Annotated in this window: 14 protein-coding genes; 9 read left to right on the forward strand and 5 right to left on the reverse strand. The window is 35.0% G+C overall.

The window, feature by feature from the left end:
* The first annotated feature begins 198 nt into the window (after positions 1-198).
* Positions 199-3,009: a T9SS type A sorting domain-containing protein gene (locus ABW636_RS20165; protein WP_367591893.1), complete on the forward strand. Its 2,811-nt coding sequence runs from the start codon at positions 199-201 to the stop codon at positions 3,007-3,009.
* 79 nt (positions 3,010-3,088) lie between these two features.
* Here the strand turns inward: ABW636_RS20165 and ABW636_RS20170 are convergent, their stop codons facing one another.
* On the reverse strand, positions 3,089-5,824 hold the full coding sequence (locus ABW636_RS20170) for a TonB-dependent receptor (RefSeq protein WP_367591894.1): 2,736 nt from the start codon (positions 5,822-5,824) through the stop codon (positions 3,089-3,091).
* A gap of 307 nt (positions 5,825-6,131) precedes the next feature.
* On the opposite strand from ABW636_RS20170, the gene aspS reads away from it, so the two are divergent.
* From aspS to ABW636_RS20190, 4 genes are all read left to right on the forward strand, one after another.
* A complete protein-coding gene (gene aspS / locus ABW636_RS20175) occupies positions 6,132-7,880 on the forward strand; it encodes an aspartate--tRNA ligase (protein WP_367591895.1) in 1,749 nt (582 codons plus the stop codon).
* A gap of 179 nt (positions 7,881-8,059) precedes the next feature.
* Positions 8,060-9,844, forward strand: a complete 1,785-nt coding sequence (locus ABW636_RS20180) for a chloride channel protein (RefSeq protein ID WP_367591896.1) — start codon at positions 8,060-8,062, stop codon at positions 9,842-9,844.
* A gap of 154 nt (positions 9,845-9,998) precedes the next feature.
* Positions 9,999-10,256, forward strand: a complete 258-nt coding sequence (locus ABW636_RS20185) for a hypothetical protein (protein ID WP_367591897.1) — start codon at positions 9,999-10,001, stop codon at positions 10,254-10,256.
* Positions 10,257-10,339: 83 nt separating this feature from the next.
* A complete protein-coding gene (locus ABW636_RS20190; protein ID WP_367591898.1) occupies positions 10,340-10,534 on the forward strand; it encodes a cold-shock protein in 195 nt (64 codons plus the stop codon).
* 84 nt (positions 10,535-10,618) lie between these two features.
* Here ABW636_RS20190 and ABW636_RS20195 read toward each other — a convergent pair whose 3' ends face one another.
* Entirely contained in the window at positions 10,619-11,104 is a 486-nt protein-coding gene (locus tag ABW636_RS20195) for a GyrI-like domain-containing protein (protein WP_367591899.1), read from the reverse strand.
* 68 nt (positions 11,105-11,172) lie between these two features.
* Entirely contained in the window at positions 11,173-11,622 is a 450-nt protein-coding gene (locus ABW636_RS20200) for a nucleoside deaminase (RefSeq protein WP_367591900.1), read from the reverse strand.
* An 86-nt stretch (positions 11,623-11,708) separates the two neighbouring features.
* Here ABW636_RS20200 and ABW636_RS20205 point away from each other — a divergent pair, with 86 nt between their 5' ends.
* From ABW636_RS20205 to ABW636_RS20220, 4 genes are all read left to right on the forward strand, one after another.
* On the forward strand, positions 11,709-13,475 hold the full coding sequence (locus tag ABW636_RS20205) for a 1-deoxy-D-xylulose-5-phosphate synthase (RefSeq protein WP_367591901.1): 1,767 nt from the start codon (positions 11,709-11,711) through the stop codon (positions 13,473-13,475).
* 116 nt (positions 13,476-13,591) lie between these two features.
* Positions 13,592-14,506, forward strand: coding sequence for a lipocalin-like domain-containing protein (locus ABW636_RS20210; protein WP_367591902.1), 915 nt, complete (start codon positions 13,592-13,594; stop codon positions 14,504-14,506).
* Between the two features lie 87 nt (positions 14,507-14,593).
* The gene (locus ABW636_RS20215) at positions 14,594-14,995 is read left to right on the forward strand and encodes a lipocalin-like domain-containing protein (RefSeq protein ID WP_367591903.1); all 402 of its coding nucleotides are present in this window, start codon (positions 14,594-14,596) and stop codon (positions 14,993-14,995) included.
* Positions 14,996-15,281: 286 nt separating this feature from the next.
* Positions 15,282-15,764 (forward strand): lipocalin-like domain-containing protein, encoded by a 483-nt coding sequence (locus ABW636_RS20220; RefSeq protein WP_367591904.1) that lies wholly within the window; start codon positions 15,282-15,284, stop codon positions 15,762-15,764.
* Positions 15,765-15,810: 46 nt separating this feature from the next.
* On the opposite strand, the gene dgt is transcribed toward ABW636_RS20220, so the two are convergent.
* Both dgt and ABW636_RS20230 read right to left on the reverse strand, forming a co-directional pair.
* Positions 15,811-17,154, reverse strand: coding sequence for a dGTP triphosphohydrolase (dgt, locus tag ABW636_RS20225; RefSeq protein ID WP_367591931.1), 1,344 nt, complete (start codon positions 17,152-17,154; stop codon positions 15,811-15,813).
* Between the two features lie 326 nt (positions 17,155-17,480).
* Positions 17,481-19,949 carry a ribonucleoside-diphosphate reductase subunit alpha gene (locus tag ABW636_RS20230; RefSeq protein WP_367591905.1) on the reverse strand — a complete coding sequence of 823 codons (2,469 nt, stop codon included), beginning with the start codon at positions 19,947-19,949 and terminating at the stop codon, positions 17,481-17,483.
* Positions 19,950-20,066: the final 117 nt, after the last annotated feature.

Genomic DNA, 20,066 nt, shown 5'->3' on the forward strand with positions numbered 1-20,066 from the left:
AAAAAATCAAAAATGATACAAATAGAATGGCTACAGTGGCTACTATTGCTTTTGCTTCCAATACAGTATGGAACGAATTTAAAAATATAGCGCTAAATCATATCCTTTTTAGAACTTAGCCTAAAATAATTAACATATATTTGCTAATTAACTCTTAATCAAATCATAAGGCAAAAAACAAAAAAGTAGCGCATGAGAATGAAGAAGATTTTAATTTTATTATGTTTTTTTAGTTTAGCATCATTTGTCGCCAATGGTCAGTATCAATATATTTTAGATTCTGATCGTTCTACAATAAGTTGTCCTGGAGGGAATGGAGTAGGCTCAACAACAATATCAATAACATTAACGGATAATTCAGTACATTCATTAACAACTTCTCCTATTCAAGAGTTTCCAAAGAAAATTTCTAAAGTAACTGTTAGGCAAAGGTATATTTCATTTATTAATTGTGTTATTCCTAATTGTGATAAAACTATAGAGACAATTATAGATGATAATAATTGCCTGACAAAAATTCAAACTCCGGGATGCTCTGGTTTCATTGTCTCTAAACTTGATCTTTATAAAGTAGAAAATTTATTAAGTTTAAATCCTATACCAAGAGAAATATGTGATGACAAAGAAGTAACGTTAAATGTTTTTTCTTGTTCCAATCCTTACCCATATTCTATCGAATATATGTACAATGGGATTGGATGGACTCCTTTAGTTGGATTAGGGAACCATGGAAGAAAATATATTATAAAGTACCAAGATATTCCTAATTTATCAGGAAAACCTAATGTAAACTTTAGAATCAAGTACCATACTGGTGCCTCTTCGAAATCTATAACATATGAAGTTTTAAACTGTTCTCCAGAATTAGACGGTCCTATTGTAGATATTCAGCCTTCTTGTACCAATAGCCTCAATGTTGCAGATAACGATAACGGGAGTTTTACCGTTACTTTTGATCGAGAACTGGATGATACCCGACAAGAAAAAATGAAAATCGAAGTATGGGATCTCGTAAACGGAGTTTGGGATGGTTTTGAACCTAAAGTGATCGAAAAAATTGATTTTAACGGTCGTTCGTATACCTGGAATCCCAGAAATTTACCCGGCGGAACTTATAAGCTATTCTGGCAAACCAAAAGCAACAATGATCCTTTTGATAATGCAAACAGTACTCCTGATAAATTTGGTGAAAGTCCCTCGTTTGTATTAACCACTCCTCCCGTATTGTCTGTGAACGGTATCCCTACCGATGTACAATGTGTTGGAGGAAACGATGGAAGTATAACGGTAACCGGTAACGGTGGAACTCCAGGAAATTCTCCTACCTATGAATATTCTATTGACAATGGGGTAAATTGGCAAACTTCTACACTTTTTGATGGACTCACAAAAGGAGATTATTTGGTTATCATACGTGATGGAAATAGTTGTGAAGTAGTAAGTTCGACTATTACTGTTAATGAACGTTTCCCTAATTTACCCGACATTAATGGTTTAATAATAACAGATCCCACATTAATTGATGGCAATAATGGTAGTATACTCATTACTGTATCGAGTGGATCTGGTAACTATACGAATTATGTGTGGACCAAAGATGGTAACCCTTTTACTCCTCCTGCAGGGTCTACCAACACCAGTATCGTTGATCTATACGAAGGAGTATATACGGTTATAGTAACTGATTCTAATGGGTGTAATTCTGAGATCGAAACCTTTACATTGACCGATCCAGAGCCGATAGACATTACCATCAATATGACACCAGATACACTAGATTGTTCAGACACCTTAGTCAATTTGATTGCTGTTGCTACAGGAGGACATCTCGATCCTGATGGAGAATATTCATATCTATGGAACGAGGGGACAACAAATCCTTCATTAAATAATGTGGGAATAGGCACCTACCAGGTAACAGTTACCGATAATGGAGGAAATAGCCAAGTGCAAGAAATTAACGTTGAAGGACCTAACCTAATCACTGTAACTCCTATTGATAAAAACGAACTATCCTGTAGAGATGGTAGTGATGCAGGTATACAACTCGATATACAAGGAGGAACAGGAGATTATGTGATCACCTGGGAAAAGATAGCAGCACCTGATTTTAGTGCGTTTGGTACTACCCTACAAAATATAGGTCATGGAGCGTATATATACCGGGTAGTCGATGAAAATGGATGTATGGTGACCAATGCCAGTCAGCCTATAGAATTTACAAACCCTCCTTTGTTCACTATTGACCTGGGTGAAGATCCTTTCTTTTGTGAAGGGCAAACAGTCACTATTTCTGCTGCGATATCAGATCCACAAGCAACCTATAACTGGACATCTACTACTGGATTTACCAGTACCAATCCCGAAATTACTGTAGATCAAGAAGGAGCCTATACTGCTATAGTAACCAGTGGGAAAGGGTGTATTGCAGAAGACACCATCAATGTTATAGAAAACATCAAAGAAATTACAGCAGAGTTTTTATACACCAGCCAGGTATTTACCAATGAGAAAATGGTAATGATCGACGTAACCTATCCTGTACCCACTGAAGTCGAATGGATCATACCCGATGCTGCAGAAGTTATATCACAAAATCAAGATCTTGCAGAACTATCTTTTGACACTCCCGGAGAATATGAAATCACATTAATTTCTAAACTGGGAGATTGCCAGGATACTTATACCCAAAAAGTATTGGTATTACAAGGAGAAGCTATAGAAGAAACTATCGATACGCAAATACAGCAGCTAGGAAATATACAGGAGTTTAAAGCATATCCTAACCCATCAGATGGGCAATTTGCTATAAAAGTAATGCTGAAAGAAGAAAAAGAAATTAGTATTAAGGTATTTAACCTAACAGACAATACACTTTTAAAACACATTTCAACAACAGGAAAAAAAGAATACGATATCCCATTTACCCTACAGATAGCCACTGGAGTATATGCAATTGTACTCGAAACACCTTATGGAAATGCTATTAGAAAATTGATTATTAAGTAATACCTCATCGTCAATTTGATAACAAAATTAACCACTATAAACGTTACAGGCCTTGAAACGTTTATAGGGTATTTTATTTTTAAAATTTAAAATCTAACCCTGCCTGAAGAATAGTTCCCGTAAATCCAAATTGATTTACCTCCCAGGGATATTGAAACCTTCCTCCTAAATCCGTTCCGAAATCTCCAAAAGTTTCAATTTCATCAGGGTATACATTTAGTACATTATTGGCTGTAGCTTTTGCCGTTACCCAATCGGCAAATCTATAAGAAACAGAGATATCGGTAAGTACTTTACCTGCAAATGTCTGATCAAAAGCAGGGTTTGCCGGATGCTGCCAGGTCACGTCTCCAAAATAAGTATTATTAAGAACAAATGTAAACTTATTAAGGTCATAACTTAACCCTAACACTCCCTTTAGATTAGGTCGTGCAGTTGTTATCCTGGATTGCTCTTCTCTATTAAATAAATCTGTATATCCTGCCTCTAAAATCTTTTGTGGGACACTAATCGTACCATCGATATCGGTTTCGTTCCAGTTAAAAGCAGCATTGATATCTAATTTTCCGTCTCCCAGCTCGAATCCTTTATAGTCAACAACAATATCAAGACCTTGTGTCTTTGTATCCACCGCATTTACAAAAAACACAATATTACCTACACCATTATCTAACAAAATTTGTTCTACAGCATTTACAGTAGTATCATCTCCATCGGCTCCTAATCTATTTGTAAATAACACTCTATTATCGACTTTTATATTATAGTAATCTAGTGCTACAGAAAAATTAGGAGCAAACCTATACGTAACTCCTCCTGCAATATTAAACGACTCTTCTACGTCTAAAGGAGGAACTCCAAGTCCATTTACAGGATCTGCTATTACAGGATCATTATTAGTTAATGTTCCTTGATTACCTATTTCTCCATTTTCAAGTTGTAACGTTTGCGTAGTACTTAAAAAAAACTGATGTAAAGATGGTGCCCTAAAACCGGTGTTAACAGAAGCCCGTATAGCTCCCTTATTATCTTCCAAAAGATATCTTGCAGCTACTTTCCAGGAAACATTTTCTCCAAAATCACTATACTCCTCATATCGTCCTGCACTACTAATTAAAAAAGCTTCGGTAATATCCCAATCTATTCCACCATAAACACCGATATTAGAACGTGTTTCTTTCAAAGCATTCTGTGGTCGTAATCCGGGAAAAGATTGCACCCCTGATCCAGCATAAGAAGCCGCTTCTCCTTCTTTGGTAACAAAACGTTCTTCTCTCCATTCTGATCCTAAAGAAATAGTAACCGAACCAAAACTTTTTGCGATATCCAAATTTCCTATGTGATTACTAAAACTATATCCTCCAGGCCTAAAACTAGTAGGGCTACTTGCCCCTAAATCCAAATTTATAGAATTATTTACTTCATAATCTACTGCGCTTCTCCCAAAAGTATAGCTTATATCAAAATTCCAATCCGTAAATAGTTGCCATTTATTACCCAGTGTAAAACTATTATCTCTAATATCTGTTTCGAATGTAGGTTGAAATCCTTGATATGTTGTACCTGGTTCATGTAATAAATTGAATTCATCTGGAATCCAATAAGGTGCTCTATATACCGCAAAACTTTTTCCTACCCGCTTCTGAAAATTTCCAAAAGTATATAGCTCTGCGGTATCATCGGCATATGGAAACCCTGCATTAACTGCAATTCCTAATCGATCATATTTTGGTTGTCCTATATTCATTCCTAAGTCTGGGTTATCCTGAATCCATGGGTGAGATCCATCCAATAATGTATTTGCAAACGCCTGTTGCTCATCAAACTGGGCCTGTGTAATTTCTCCATTATCCACATCTTCTTGGTTGGGTTGAAATACATTTCCAAAAAGCAAATCCCTTCCTGGCGATGCTGCTCTATTGGTTTCTTCCTGATGATAAAAATCGGTTGTGAAATTTATGTATCCTCCAAAATCTGGGGTAATTGAAGTATTTAAGCTTCCACTATAGGTAAAACCATCACCCTCTGTGGTAACGCCAGTTGCTAAACTCACCGAGGTTTTTTCTACATTTTCTTTTAAGATAATATTAATCACCCCTGCTATTGCATCAGAACCATATTGCGCAGAAGCTCCATCTCTTAATACCTCTACTCTTTCTATAGCCGCAGCCGGAATACTCTTCATATCTACTCCAACTTCTCCCCTCCCGGCAGTTTCCTGGACGTATACCAAGGCGCTTTGATTTTTTCGTTTTCCATTCACCAAGACCAATGTTCTACTGGGCCCCAAATTTCTAAGTTCTGAAGGATCGAAATGCGCAGTTGCATCAGAAATTGTCTGTTGTGTAGAATTGTATGAAGGCACTCTAAAAGCAATCATTTTATCTAATTCTGGCTGAGCACTTACTGCTAATTCTTTGGATGAGATATTATCAATAGCCACCGGGGACTCTAAAATTGTTCTTGGTTTGGCCCTGTTACCTACAATTACAATTTCATCTAACGTCGCCCCTTCCTGAAGATTAACAGTGATAGCAGTATTGTTAGATACTTCGAGTTCTTGTGTAGTAAACCCTACTACAGAAAAAATCAGTGTTGTGGGTAACGATGCCACTTGTATCGAAAAATTACCGTCAAAATCTGTGGTAGTACCGTTCGATGTTCCTTTTTCGAGAACATTTACAATAGGAATTGCCTGATTAGTTGATTGATTCAATACTTTTCCTGTAAGCGTTTCTTGAGAAAACACAGTAGTCTGAGTAAAAATTAAACACAGAAAAAGCATCATTTTAACAAAATGAGTTGTTTTTTTCATAATGATTTGTTTAGAAGTTATTCTAAATATATCAAATTATCTTCCTAAAAAAATGTTAAGCAAACCCATATCAGATGTTAAGCGATTTCACCTTGTTTTATATTTCATCCATATTATTTCTAAAAAATTAACAATCTAATGCAACCTATCTTTTCTCTAACTTAGTTGTTGTATTCAAAAAACACTCATTGATACAGTCAAACTTTCCTCTACAATCTCATTCTACATTAACCGACAAACAAACCCTGCTGATTCATCAACTAATCCATAAATCTTCTTATTTTTGCAGCCATAATATAAACTAACTATGTACAGAAGTCATTCTTGTGGTGAGTTACGCACCTCAGATATCAATTCAAAAGTCACCTTATCAGGATGGGTGCAAAAGACAAGAGATAAAGGATTTATGATATGGGTAGACCTTAGAGATCGCTATGGGATTACTCAATTGATCTTTGATGAAGAGCGTACCCCTTCAGATGTGATAGAAAAAGCTAAAACGCTAGGTAGAGAATTTGTAATTCAAATTAAGGGTACTGTTATAGAACGTGAGTCTAAAAATAAGAACATTGCAACAGGAGATATTGAAATTCTAGTAAATGAACTTAACATACTTAACGAAGCTATAGTTCCTCCTTTTACTATAGAGGATCAAACAGATGGAGGTGAAGATATTCGAATGAAATATCGCTATTTAGATATTCGACGTAATCCTGTAAAAAATAGTTTGATGTTTCGCCATCAAGTAGGGATGTTGGTAAGAAACTACCTTTCTAAAGAGAATTTTATAGAAGTAGAAACCCCATACTTAATCAAATCTACTCCAGAAGGAGCTCGTGATTTTGTAGTACCTTCACGTATGAACGAAGGGCAATTTTATGCCTTACCGCAATCGCCACAAACATTTAAGCAATTGTTGATGGTAGGTGGCATGGACAAATATTTTCAGATTGTAAAGTGTTTTAGAGATGAAGATTTAAGAGCCGACAGGCAACCCGAATTTACACAGATAGATTGTGAAATGGCTTTCGTAGAGCAAGAAGATATTTTAAATATTTTTGAAGGGTTAACACGTCATCTAATTTCTGAAGTCAAAGGAATTGATATCGAAAATTTCCCCAGAATGACCTATGATGAGGCAATGCGTACTTATGGTAACGATAAGCCTGATGTTCGATTTGGGATGAAGTTTGGAGAGCTTAATAATGTTGCTCAACATAAAGAATTTAAAGTTTTTAATGATGCTGAATTAGTAGTAGGTATCGCTGTTCCTGGTGGCGCTTCATATACCCGTAAAGAGATTGACAAATTAATCGATTGGGTAAAACGTCCACAGGTAGGAGCTTTTGGAATGGTTTATGTAAAATGTAACGAAGACGGAACCTATAAGTCTTCTGTAGATAAATTTTATGACCAAGAAGACCTGGCCAAATGGGCAGAAGTTACTGGTGCAAAAGCAGGAGATTTGATTTGTGTACTTTCTGGGCAAACAAATAAAGTTAGAGGTCAGTTAAGTGCCTTGCGTATGGAATTGGCAGAAAGACTTGGACTACGAAACCCAGAAGAATTTGCACCGTTATGGGTTGTAGATTTTCCATTACTTGAGTGGGATGAAGAAACCGAACGTTACCATGCGATGCACCATCCTTTTACTTCTCCTAAGCCTGAAGACATCGCACTGTTAGACACAAAACCGGGAGAGGTTCGTGCCAATGCATACGACTTGGTCCTAAACGGAAATGAAATAGGAGGTGGTTCTATTCGTATACACGATAAAGAAACACAAGCTTTAATGTTTGATCATCTTGGATTTACACCAGAAGAAGCCAAAGCACAGTTTGGATTTCTGATGGATGCTTTTCAATACGGAGCTCCACCACACGGAGGGATTGCTTTTGGTTTTGATCGATTGGTTGCTATCCTTGGTGGTCAAGAGACTATTCGTGACTTTATTGCTTTCCCAAAAAACAATAGTGGTCGCGATATTATGATCGATGCACCTTCTAATATTGATCAGGAACAATTAAAAGAACTAAACATACAACTTGATTTATAACACAAAACCCCACAAAAGTGGGGTTTCTTTTTAATTTATCCCTTGAATTTATTACCCTAAGCTTTATTGAGTTTTTAATATAGTATTGGCACTCTATTCTAAAAAATTGTTGTACATATCAGTACACTTAAAGAAGTTATAGAAAACACTTAATTTTAGGTTATTAATTTTTCATTTACATGTCTCCCAAAAAAAAGACAATACTACATCGATTTTTGATATGGCGATATCGTCATATTTCTAATAAGAATTTTATTCTTATCCTAAGTGTATTGGTTGGTTTTCTGGCAGGAATTGTATCTGTTCTACTAAAAAACATTACGCACCTTATTCAGCTTTTTATAGAAAGTGGTATTATTTCATGGCAAACCTCTTTTTACTTTATTCTTCCTGTAATAGGTCTTTTGGTGGTGTATATATTTACAAAATTTATCTTTAAGAAAGCTCCGCAATCTGCAATCCCGATGATCTTATATTCTTTATCAAAAAGAAATGGAATCATCAAAAATTTACAAGCATACATCCCTTTACTCCTAGCTCCCATAACTGTTGGATTTGGTGGTTCTGTCGGTCTTTTAGGACCTGCTGTAGGTTCGGGGTCAGCATTAAGTTCTTCTATAAGCACACTTTTTCATGTTCCTAATAAAACCAGAATTTTACTTATAGGTTGTGCCGCAGCCGGAGCTATTTCTGCAGTATTCAAATCTCCTCTTGCAGGCCTTGTCTTTGCCGTAGAGATTTTTAGTCTTGACCTTACTATCGTATCCTTATTGCCATTATTATTGGCTTCGGTTTCATCTATTATTACCTCTTATTTGTTTTTGGGAGATGAAGTCCTTTTTAGATTCGAAGTGTCTGAAAAATTCAATATCAATGACATCCCATTTTTTATTATACTTGGTATCGGCACAGCATTTGCATCTATCTACTTTACCAAAATGTATTTTGTTATTCTTAAATTCTTCGGTCAATTCTCTAAAAGGATTTATAAATTGTTGTTTGGTGGTTTGACAATAGGAGTTATGCTTTATTTTATTCCGCCTCTATATGGTGAAGGATTGGGTTTTATAAATGATTTATTAAATGGAGACCATTTAAAGGCATTAGGTAAAACACCATTCGATGATTTAACTCATAATATATGGGTAGTGATTGCTCTATTAGTAGGTATTACCATTTTTAAAGCGATTGCAATGACCGCTACTTTTGGTGCAGGAGGTTCTGGCGGAGTATTTATCCCCACCATGGTAATGGGTAGTGCGTTGGGAAATGTTGTTGCAAAAGTGATTAATAATCTGGGAGTTGGTTTTAACGTATCTGAAGCTAATTTTACCTTATTAGGAATGGCTGGACTAATTGCAGGGGTGCTTCATGCACCACTTACCTCTATATTTTTAATTGCAGAAATTACAGCCAGTTATGAATTATTTATCCCTTTGATGATTACAACCTCTATATCATTTATTATTTCAAAAAATCGATTAGAGCATAATATATATACCCGTGAACTGGCCAAACAAGGGCATTTACTTACACATGATAAAGATCAAACCGTACTTACACTACTTAATTTAGAGAATTGTATAGAAACCAAATTTATTACCGTAAAGCCTACAGATAGTCTAAAACAATTGTTAAGTGAAGCCGTTGCTAAATCAAATAGAAATTTGTTTCCGGTCATCGACGATACAAATACGCTTGTTGGAGTTGTATCACTTGATAATATTAGAGACATTATGTTTGATAACACTTTGTATCATACTACTACGGTAGCAATGTTAATGTCTCCTGTAACTACTGCGATCCTCTATGAGAAAGATAATGCAAAAACTGCCATGCGAAAATTTCAAGACTCCGGTGCCTGGAATCTTCCTGTGACAAAAGAAGGAAAATACCTTGGCTTTATATCAAAATCAAAACTTCTTACTGCATATAGAAGAAAGTTGATTAATTTTACTCGTTAATTAGTCTTACTTTGTCATCTTTAGTCCATAGAGTTAAATTCAATACTTATTAAATGAACTACAATTTACATCCCTCTAAATCTCCCTTCAAAGGGAGACTTAAAACCCCTTCCTTTGAAGGAAGGTTGGGATGGATGTTTTAAAAAACCAACCTATGAAACATTTCATCAAGATACTTTTTATGATAGTCGTTGTTTTAATATCTATTGGATATTATTTCAAAAATACTGGTGATCATTCTCTGGGGGATAAACTGGTAGGAATCGGAATTTTGACTGCATCCTTTATTTTAATGCCATTTTTCATCTATTATCGATGGAAAAACAAAAATGTAAAAGACTATATGCTTACAGAAGAGAACCTTAGTAAAATGAGGGATTATGAAAAGAGTAAAGAAAAAAATAACGTTTAAATTAAAAATATTCACATCTAAATGATGATTGGTATTAAATTTAAAATTACCTTTAGTACTCAAATATTTATTTTTTTATTACAATGGAAGGAACAGTTAAATTTTTTAATGAATCAAAAGGTTACGGATTTATTACCAACGACGAAACAGGAAAAGACATTTTTGTACACGCTTCGGGAATCGACGGCGAAGCATTAAACGAAGGTGACAAAGTAGAGTATCAAGAAGAAGAAGGAAGAAAGGGGCTTACAGCTGCCAAAGTGCGCTTAATCCACTAATACGGTATATATTCTAAGTTTCAAAAGCACTGCAATTGCAGTGCTTTTTTAGTATATACTATATCTTTTAATTTGTGAATATCTTCAACCTGCTTTTTTCTTTACAGGTATCCAAATTTGTTCTTCAGAATCAGGGTGATTATTTTTATACTTTTCTCCTAATATTTCAAAATGTGGTCTATTATCCAGCTCATACTCAGAATTGGGAAGCCACTTTGTGAAGATATAATAAAAGATACCTGGGTCATTACCAGCACCTTTATAATCAAAAACAGCATATTCTCCACTTATTAAGATAAAAGATTCTAATTCTTTGGGTACGTTCTCTAAATCAGCTACTTCTACAACTGCCCATTTTTCGAAAATGGTATTTGGATTAAAATTTTGGTAATACATTGGGTCATAGACTTGCATCGAGATCTTGTCATCGTTAAGTCTATTGATTATTTTCTTAATCTTTGGCACAAAACCACCCCAAAGTTCTTGGGTTCTATTATTTGCCACACTCATTTTTAATCGGGCACCAACAAGCTTTCTTTCTTTGGCAATTTCAATTCTTGGTTGTAACATGTGTATTTTATCGTCTATAACTTTAAGTTTTTTTAACTTCTTTTAAAAACAAAAACACCACTATCAAATTAATTCAGATTACGTTTTTCTATAAAAAAACGAGTAAGCAACTCACTACATTCTTGTTCTAAAACACCGCCCTTAATTTTTGTTTTTGGATGTAACTTAGTTCCCATTGCGGCACATCCTCGTTTTTCATCTATTGCTCCATACACTATTTTTCCTATTTGACTCCAGTATAATGCCCCTGCACACATTTGGCAAGGCTCGAGAGTTACGTACAATGTACATTCGTGTAAATACTTCCCTCCCAGAAAATTTGCTGCTGCGGTTATCGCTTGCATTTCGGCATGAGCAGTCACATCATTAAGCAATTCGGTAAGATTATGTGCTCTTGCAATAATTTTATCTTCTATGACAATAACAGCTCCTACTGGCACCTCATCTTTTTCATAAGCCAACATAGCTTCCTGAAGCGCTTTTTTCATAAAGTAAGAATCATCAAGTGGATCTAACATATCCCATTTTTTGAGGTAAAACTAACCAAAAATATCTTCACTTGTATGGTAATACCAATTCAACCACAAAATAGTACTTTTGCATCATGCAAGAGCCACTACTATCAAATATCAAATACCCTTCGGATATACGTAAGTTATCTCCTGATCAATTACCGCAATTAGCACAAGAATTACGAGAGTTTGTCATTGATATTGTGGCTACCAAAGAAGGGCATCTTGGAGCAAGTCTTGGTGTTATCGAACTCACTATTGCTTTACATTACATTTATAACACACCAGATGATCTTTTGGTATGGGACGTGGGACATCAGGCATATCCACATAAAATCCTAACAGGAAGAAAAGATAATTTTCATACCAATCGACAGTTAGGAGGTATTAGCGGCTTTCCTAAACGCAATGAAAGTGAGTATGATACTTTTGGTGTGGGGCACTCCTCTACTTCTATCTCTGCTACATTAGGAATGGCTATCGCCTCTAAATTAAAAGGTGATACTCATAAACATCATATTGCAGTAATAGGAGATGCATCTATTGCAAGCGGAATGGCTTTTGAAGGACTTAATCATGCAGGAGTAACCGATGCTAATATGTTGGTGATACTTAATGATAACGCCATTGGGATTGACCCTAGTGTTGGGGCACTAAAAGAATACCTTACCAAAGCAAAAGTGGGCGTAAAACCCAGGACTAACAATATTATTGAGGCTTTAAATTTTAATTATTTTGGCCCTATCGACGGGCATGATATGGATTCATTATTAGACACATTAGAAGAACTTAAAAAAACAAAAGGTCCTAAGCTGTTGCATATCATCACTACCAAAGGAAAAGGGTTAAGGCAAGCAGAAGAAGATCAGGTAAAATATCATGCTCCAGGAAAATTTAACGCTTCTACCGGAGATCTAATTCCCAAAAAAAGTGAAGGATTACCTCCTAAATTTCAAGATGTATTTGGTTATACCATTTTAGAACTTGCAAGAGCCAATAAAAAAATCATTGGTATTACCCCTGCTATGCCCACGGGCAGCTCTTTAAAATATATGATGGAAGAAATTCCTGATCGAGCGTTTGATGTAGGGATTGCAGAACAACATGCCGTAACATTAGCTGCCGGAATGGCAACACAAGGGTTAGTTCCTTTTTGCACTGTTTATTCTACCTTTTTACAACGTGCCTATGATCAAGTAATTCATGATGTTGCTTTGCAAAACTTACCTGTGATTTTTTGTGTCGATCGTGCAGGTATTGTGGGTAATGACGGCGCTACTCACCATGGTGTTTTTGATATTGCTTATTTAAATTGCATTCCTAATCTCATTATTGCAGCACCGGCAAATGAAATTGAATTACGTCATTTGCTTTATACAGCTTCTTTAGGGCTACCTCATCCTATTGCCATACGTTATCCAAGAGGAAGAGGTTATGTAACTGATTGGCGAGTTCCTATGCAATCGTTAGAAATAGGCAAAGGTACTTGCTACCAGGAAGGAGACAAAATTGCAATTATTTCTACAGGTACTATTGCCAATAATGTTATACAAGCTTTACAGCATATTACACAACAAGTTGGTCATTATCATTTCTGCTTTATAAAACCTCTTGATACTTCTTTATTAAAACAAATTTTGCAAAAGTATGATACTGTTATTACCATAGAAGATGGTGTAATAAAAGGCGGATTCGGTAGTACTATCATTGATTTTGAAAACCAGCATCGTTTTAATAAGAAAATCATCACACTAGGAATCCCAGATCAATTTATTGACCATGGTACGGTAAACGAACTACATGATATTGCGGGAATTTCATCAGATAAAATTACGCAAGTAGTCCAGGAAAATTTATAATCTTATACTTGCAAGGCAAAAAAAGATGTCCTGTATCTTCAACTTCTTGAAGATACAGGACTTTATACAGTATTATTTCACATATTTTTGGCGTTTTAAAAATTGAAATATTACTTATGAAAAAAGCTATATCAAATCTTATGTTGTGTTTCTTTATTTTGGGAATTACATTTTCTTGTCAGGACGAAGAAAACCTACCAAATACTGAGCCCGAAGAGGAAGTCTCTGATGACATCATAGACAATGAGGATAATTCGGACGACACAGATACCACTGCAGTTACATATCCCGAATCCAACTTTATTGGTAAATGGGAATTAATCGATGTTAATGAAGATGGTACTAGTTACCCCGTTGAAACATGCGATGAACAGTATATTATGAATTTATCATTTAAAAGTGATGATAGCCATTTAGCAAAATTTACAGAATATATTGAAGAATCTCAAGAATGTAAAAGTTCAATCAGTTGGGATTACACATGGGAGATATCCGAAGATCAATTCACCACATATACCACAACCGATTGGACTGAAAGATATGATGAAGACACCTATACAATTCTAGAGTTAAGTGACACCATGCTAAAACTTAAATCCACAGAAACGTATACTCAAAATGGAGTTGAAAAGACTTCTGTTTATATAGAAACTTTTAGTTACTCAGGAGAGCCTGATGTAGTCGAAGTTGATACATCTTCATACGCAAATGACATTCTTGGTAAATGGCAATTCTCTTCTCTTTACTTTGATGGTGGGTTAACTAACCTCGAAGAATGTGAAAAAATGCTTACAATCGAATATTCCATCAAAAATACAGATGAAAAACTGGCTCAAAAAAAACATGTGTGTAATCCTGAAGATAGCGCTGACTATGTTTGGGAATTATCAGGAAATAAGTTATCAATGAGTACTCCAGAAAAAAATGAAAATTATGAAATTATTGAACTTAAAGACGGTATCATGAAACTGCAATACAAGACTGATGGCTTAATATCCCATGTTATAGTTGAAGTTTACACCAAAATATAAGTCAATTTTCAAGTCATTACTATCTTAAAAAATACGTGTTAAATAAAAAATTGACTTTCAAATTAATTAACACAAAATCAAAACGCTATGAAAAAACTAAGCTTATTAATTTTAGCTATCACAACATTAGCTATCACTTCTTGCAAAAATGATGACGATAATTCGGTACCAATATCAGAATCAAAATTAATTGGTAAGTGGGGATTAATCTCTGAATCAGGAATCATAGAGCTTACAGATTGCGAAAAAAAATCAACCCTTGTATTTGAAAATGAAACCTATACAGATACCTATTATGCTCCTGTAAACACAGACTGCCAAGCAGATGGAGAAGATAAGGGTACCTGGAAAGAAAACGGCAGTACTTTGACTTTTTCTTACACTCTGGATGGAGAAGCCACTACAGATATAGCAACTTTTACAATTGTCGAAAACATTTTGACCATAACTCATGACAATGAAAAAGTTTACGTCTATAAAAAGTTATAACAACTAACATCAAAAATACATTCATGCACTACTCAAACTCCTATGTTTGAGTAGTGTTTTTTATAATGATATCTCTCATGTTTTATAAAACCTTAATAAGTCATTCCTATTATAAATTCATACAGATACTACAATACATATTATCCATTACCTAAATAAACTTGTATGACTAAGTAATAACCTAAACATAACGCTTCGTTTAGAAAAATAAAAGCTAGATATAATATTTTCGATAAATAAGAATATAACCATATCATAAACTTTTAAAACCGAAACTTAAACACTCATGAAAAGAACTTTCACGTTTATAACATCTGTAATTTTACTTTTCTTTTCTTGCAAAAAAGATGACGATAATACTCCTGAAACCCTGCCTATAACTGAAGACAACCTTATTGGGAAATGGGAACTTAAAAGCCAGGAAGAAGATGGAGTATTTTTTGAAATAGAAAAATGTGATGATAAATATATCATGACACTTTCTACCAATCAAAATAACACCTATTTAGCAAAATTCACAGAATATATTGAAGAGGAAGGGCAATGTGATCCTACCACAAGTATTGATTATAACTGGGAGTTAGAAAATGAAACATTCACCACCTATATTACTAATGAAATACTTGGAGATATTAAACTCGAAGCAGATTCCTTTACCATCATCGAGCTTACTGCTTCTTCTCTGAAAATAAAATCGGAAGAAACTTTTACCAATCTAGAAGGGAATCAACAAACGGAAGTTTCTATTGACACCTATACCAAAATATAAAGCAATTATAAAGGCCTGTCTTTCTTTATGAGTAGACAGGTTTTTTCTACAATTGCAGCCCTCGTATCTTTTGAAATTTCAGTAAAGCATTACCATCTGTTAAACTGGCTACATAATTACCTATACTAATTAATCTAGTATACAAATCTTCATTTTTATAGTCAAAATTAGTTCCTTCTGCTCTTAAGATAAGCTTATCATAATTAGAATCAACTCCTTGGTGATAATGATCGGTTGCTACGCAATATCGATCTAAAAGTGTTGCCATAATCTCATATCCTGCTATTTCTTTTTCTGTAACCTCTTGGCTTTGGTATATCTTATCAACACTAATCTTGATAATATCTCCTATCTGTGCTTCATATTTACTCTTATCTACCAATGCCATATCAAAAGTACCTGATAATATCGCTTCTTCATTATCCACAAAAATAGTAGCCGCTTCTTGTATAAGTGTATTAATCGCCAGTGATCTTAAATAGCTTAAGCGATCTGCGGTAGTGACCAATCCATGATATTTTGAAGTGTTGATAGTATCTTTCACCAACTTAAGCAGGTATTCTAATGCATATTCTTCTTCTATTAATCCCAGATTAATTCCATCTTCAAAATCAATAATTGTATAACAAATATCGTCTGCCGCTTCTACCAGAAATGTTAGTGGGTGTCTACTATAGGTTACTTCATTATTGATCTTATGTTGTAACAATCCTACCTCTTCTGCCACTTCTTTAAAAAAAGAAACTTCATTCTGAAAATATCCGAATTTTTTATGAGCAATATGTGGGGTTGGTTTTTTGGGAAGTGATTCTTTAGGATACTTCATAAATGCTCCCAATGTAGCATAAGATAAACGAAGTCCCCCTTCTATTCCTTCTCTGGATTCTGTAAGGATTTTAAAACCATTAGCATTTCCTTCGAAGTCAGTTAAATCTTGGTATTGTTTTTCGGTTAATTGGTTTTTATATCGTACTCCTGCCCCTGTTTTAAAGTATTCGCCTATTGCTTTTTCTCCAGAGTGACCAAAGGGTGGATTACCAATATCATGTGCCAGTGCTGCCGCTGCTACAATCGCTCCAAAATCATTAAATTGATATCCATGAACTGTTGTAAGATGAGGGTATTTCTCCAGTATTTTTTTCCCCACTACTCTTCCTAATGAACGGCCTACCACCGATACTTCTAAACTATGTGTTAATCGGGTATGCACAAAACTGGTTTTTGACAAGGGGATGACTTGTGTTTTATCCTGTAAACTTCTAAAGGCAGAAGAAAAGATAATACGATCATAATCTACTTCAAAGCCTAAGCGCGTTTCATCTTGTTCTTTACGTAATCTTTTATTTCTATCTCCTTGCCTTTTTAACGACAGGAGCTGTTCCCAATTCATCATAAATATCTACTATGGTTTATCAAAAGAATCCTAAATGGTACTTTTCAAGGTATGTATACCAAATAAACATAAAAACAAGCCTTATACTTTGTTTCTATCGCGCCCATATTTCACAATAAAATAAAACCGTAGCTAGAGCTATGCTTGAATTTTCTTGTTTATCTGATCACGATATAATTCAAATTCTTTAGGTTTATTTTTAAATTCATTTGATATAAGGCCCTACTTCTCTAACTATACTGTATGCAAGAGCTTGCCAAAAATAATAAAAAAGGGAAGCATCTGTTAAGAAAACTTCCCTTTTACCCTATATAAATCCAGGTCTAAGACCCACACATTAAACAATCATCTCCTTCAGACTCTTTTGATTGTGCGATAATGGCACGAAGCTCTTCTGGAGTGAGTGCTGTACTTTCTGGCACTACTGCCTCTTGTTGTTTTACTGATTTGACGGTTGCAGCTTGTGCTTCCATTACTTGCGCAGCTGCGGCTGCCACTTTTTCTGGCTGTACTTCTTCTTTTTTCTCTGTTTTTAAAGTAAACTTAATAGCATCTACAGCAGATTTAGTTCTTAGGTAATACATTCCTGTTTTTAATCCGCTTTTCCAAGCATAAAAATGCATCGAGGTTAGTTTTGCCATGGTTGCTCCTTCCATAAACAGGTTAAGCGACTGTGATTGATCAATGAAGTACCCTCTGTGACGAGACATATCAATAATATCTTTCATACTCATCTCCCAAACGGTTCTGTACAGTTCTTTTAAATCTTGCGGAATGATATCGATATTTTGTATTGATCCATTAGCACGCATAATTGCATCTTTCAATTCATCTGTCCACAGTCCTAATTTCACCAAATCTTCTAACAAATGTTTATTAACAACAATAAACTCTCCCGACAATACTCTTCTGGTATAAATATTACTTGTATAAGGTTCGAAAGCTTCATTATTACCCAAGATCTGAGAAGTAGATGCGGTTGGCATAGGCGCTACTAACAATGAGTTTCTTACTCCGTTTTTAAGCACTTGTTTTCTTAGTTTTGCCCAATCCCATCGGCCACTTAATTCTTCATCTTTGATACCCCATAGGTTATATTGAAATTCTCCTTTGGATATTGGTGATCCTTCATAGGTTTTATATGGCCCATCTTTTTTAGCTTCTTCCATAGATGCCGTCACCGCTGCAAAGTAAAGTGTTTCAAAAATTTCTTGATTCAATTTCTTAGCTTCATCACTGGTAAAAGGCAATCGTAACTGGATAAAAGCATCTGCCAATCCTTGTACTCCTAGACCAATAGGTCTGTGACGTACGTTAGAGTTCTCTGCTTCTTTTACCGGATAGTAATTACGGTCAATAACTTTATTCAGGTTTTTGGTTACTCGCTTGGTAATTCTAAACAATTCTTTGTGATCGAATGCTCCATTTTTCACAAACATTGGTAATGCAATAGAAGCTAGGTTACACACAGCTATTTCATCTGGACTTGTGTATTCTAATATCTCTGTACATAAGTTAGAAGAACGAATCGTACCAAGGTTTTGCTGGTTTGATTTACGGTTCGCCGCATCCTTATACAGCATATACGGTGTTCCTGTTTCTATTTGAGATTCTAGAATTTTTTCCCAAAGCTCCCTTGCCTTTATTGTTTTTCTTCCTTTTCCTTCGGCTTCATAACGAGTATACGCTGCTTCAAATTCATCACTATGCAAATCAAACAGTCCAGGGCATTCATTTGGACACATAAGGGTCCATTCTGCATTATCTTGTACTCGTTTCATAAACAAGTCTGGTATCCACATTGCATAGAACAAATCACGCGCTCTCATTTCTTCTTTACCGTGATTCTTTTTAAGATCAAGGAAATCAAAAATATCAGCATGCCATGGTTCTACATATATCGCAAAAGAACCTTTACGTTTTCCCCCTCCTTGATCTACATAACGAGCTGTATCATTATAGACTCTAAGCATGGGTACAATCCCATTTGATGTACCATTGGTTCCTGCAATATAAGATCCTGTGGCACGAACATTATGAATAGATAATCCGATACCTCCTGCAGATTGTGAGATTTTAGCTGTTTGCTTTAATGTATCGTATATTCCGTCGATGCTATCATCTTTCATCGTTAACAAGAAACATGATGACATTTGAGGTTTTGGTGTACCCGAATTAAACAAGGTTGGTGTAGCGTGCGTAAAGTATTTTTTAGACATCAACTCATATGTTTCTATGGCTGCATCCAGATCGTTAAGATGAATCCCTATAGAAACCCTCATAAGCATATGTTGTGGGCGCTCTGCTATTTTTCCATTTATTTTCAATAGATATGAACGTTCTAATGTTTTAAAACCAAAATAATCATATCCAAAATCACGATTATAAATAATTGTAGAATCTAATTTTTCTTTGTTGGCAACAATAACCTCATAAACATCATCTGCGATTAAAGGTGCTTTTTTTCCTGTTCTTGGGTTTACATATTCATAAAGATCTGTAACTACCTCAGAAAACGTTTTCTTAGTGTTTTTATGTAAATTAGAGACCGATATACGCGCTGCCAGTTTTGCATAATCTGGATGTGTTATGGTCATTGTTGCAGCTATTTCTGCAGCCAAATTATCTAATTCGCTTGTAGTTACCCCGTCATACAATCCTTCTATCACCCGCATTGCTACTTTTACAGGATCCACTAATGAATTAAGTCCATAACATAATTTTCTTACCCTTGCGGTAATCTTGTCGAACATGATTGGTTCTTTGCGCCCGTCTCTTTTAATTACATACATACGATCTTTGTGATTTTAATTTTTCTTCCTTGTGAAGAAATTGATGTTAATTCGTGTTGTTTTATTTATATAAATTCAAAAGTCAAAAAGTATCCTCTCTTTATGGTTAAAGACAGT

The sequence above is a fragment of the Aquimarina discodermiae genome (assembly GCF_040786235.1).
GTDB lineage: Bacteria > Bacteroidota > Bacteroidia > Flavobacteriales > Flavobacteriaceae > Aquimarina.

Coding starts and splice junctions, on each gene's coding strand:
- ABW636_RS20165 (WP_367591893.1), top strand. CDS start 199: ATGAAGAAGATTTTAATTTTATTATGTTTTTTTAGTTTAGCATCATTT.
- ABW636_RS20170 (WP_367591894.1), bottom strand. CDS start 5,824: ATGAAAAAAACAACTCATTTTGTTAAAATGATGCTTTTTCTGTGTTTA.
- aspS (WP_367591895.1), top strand. CDS start 6,132: ATGTACAGAAGTCATTCTTGTGGTGAGTTACGCACCTCAGATATCAAT.
- ABW636_RS20180 (WP_367591896.1), top strand. CDS start 8,060: ATGTCTCCCAAAAAAAAGACAATACTACATCGATTTTTGATATGGCGA.
- ABW636_RS20185 (WP_367591897.1), top strand. CDS start 9,999: ATGAAACATTTCATCAAGATACTTTTTATGATAGTCGTTGTTTTAATA.
- ABW636_RS20190 (WP_367591898.1), top strand. CDS start 10,340: ATGGAAGGAACAGTTAAATTTTTTAATGAATCAAAAGGTTACGGATTT.
- ABW636_RS20195 (WP_367591899.1), bottom strand. CDS start 11,104: ATGTTACAACCAAGAATTGAAATTGCCAAAGAAAGAAAGCTTGTTGGT.
- ABW636_RS20200 (WP_367591900.1), bottom strand. CDS start 11,622: ATGTTAGATCCACTTGATGATTCTTACTTTATGAAAAAAGCGCTTCAG.
- ABW636_RS20205 (WP_367591901.1), top strand. CDS start 11,709: ATGCAAGAGCCACTACTATCAAATATCAAATACCCTTCGGATATACGT.
- ABW636_RS20210 (WP_367591902.1), top strand. CDS start 13,592: ATGAAAAAAGCTATATCAAATCTTATGTTGTGTTTCTTTATTTTGGGA.
- ABW636_RS20215 (WP_367591903.1), top strand. CDS start 14,594: ATGAAAAAACTAAGCTTATTAATTTTAGCTATCACAACATTAGCTATC.
- ABW636_RS20220 (WP_367591904.1), top strand. CDS start 15,282: ATGAAAAGAACTTTCACGTTTATAACATCTGTAATTTTACTTTTCTTT.
- dgt (WP_367591931.1), bottom strand. CDS start 17,154: ATGAATTGGGAACAGCTCCTGTCGTTAAAAAGGCAAGGAGATAGAAAT.
- ABW636_RS20230 (WP_367591905.1), bottom strand. CDS start 19,949: ATGTATGTAATTAAAAGAGACGGGCGCAAAGAACCAATCATGTTCGAC.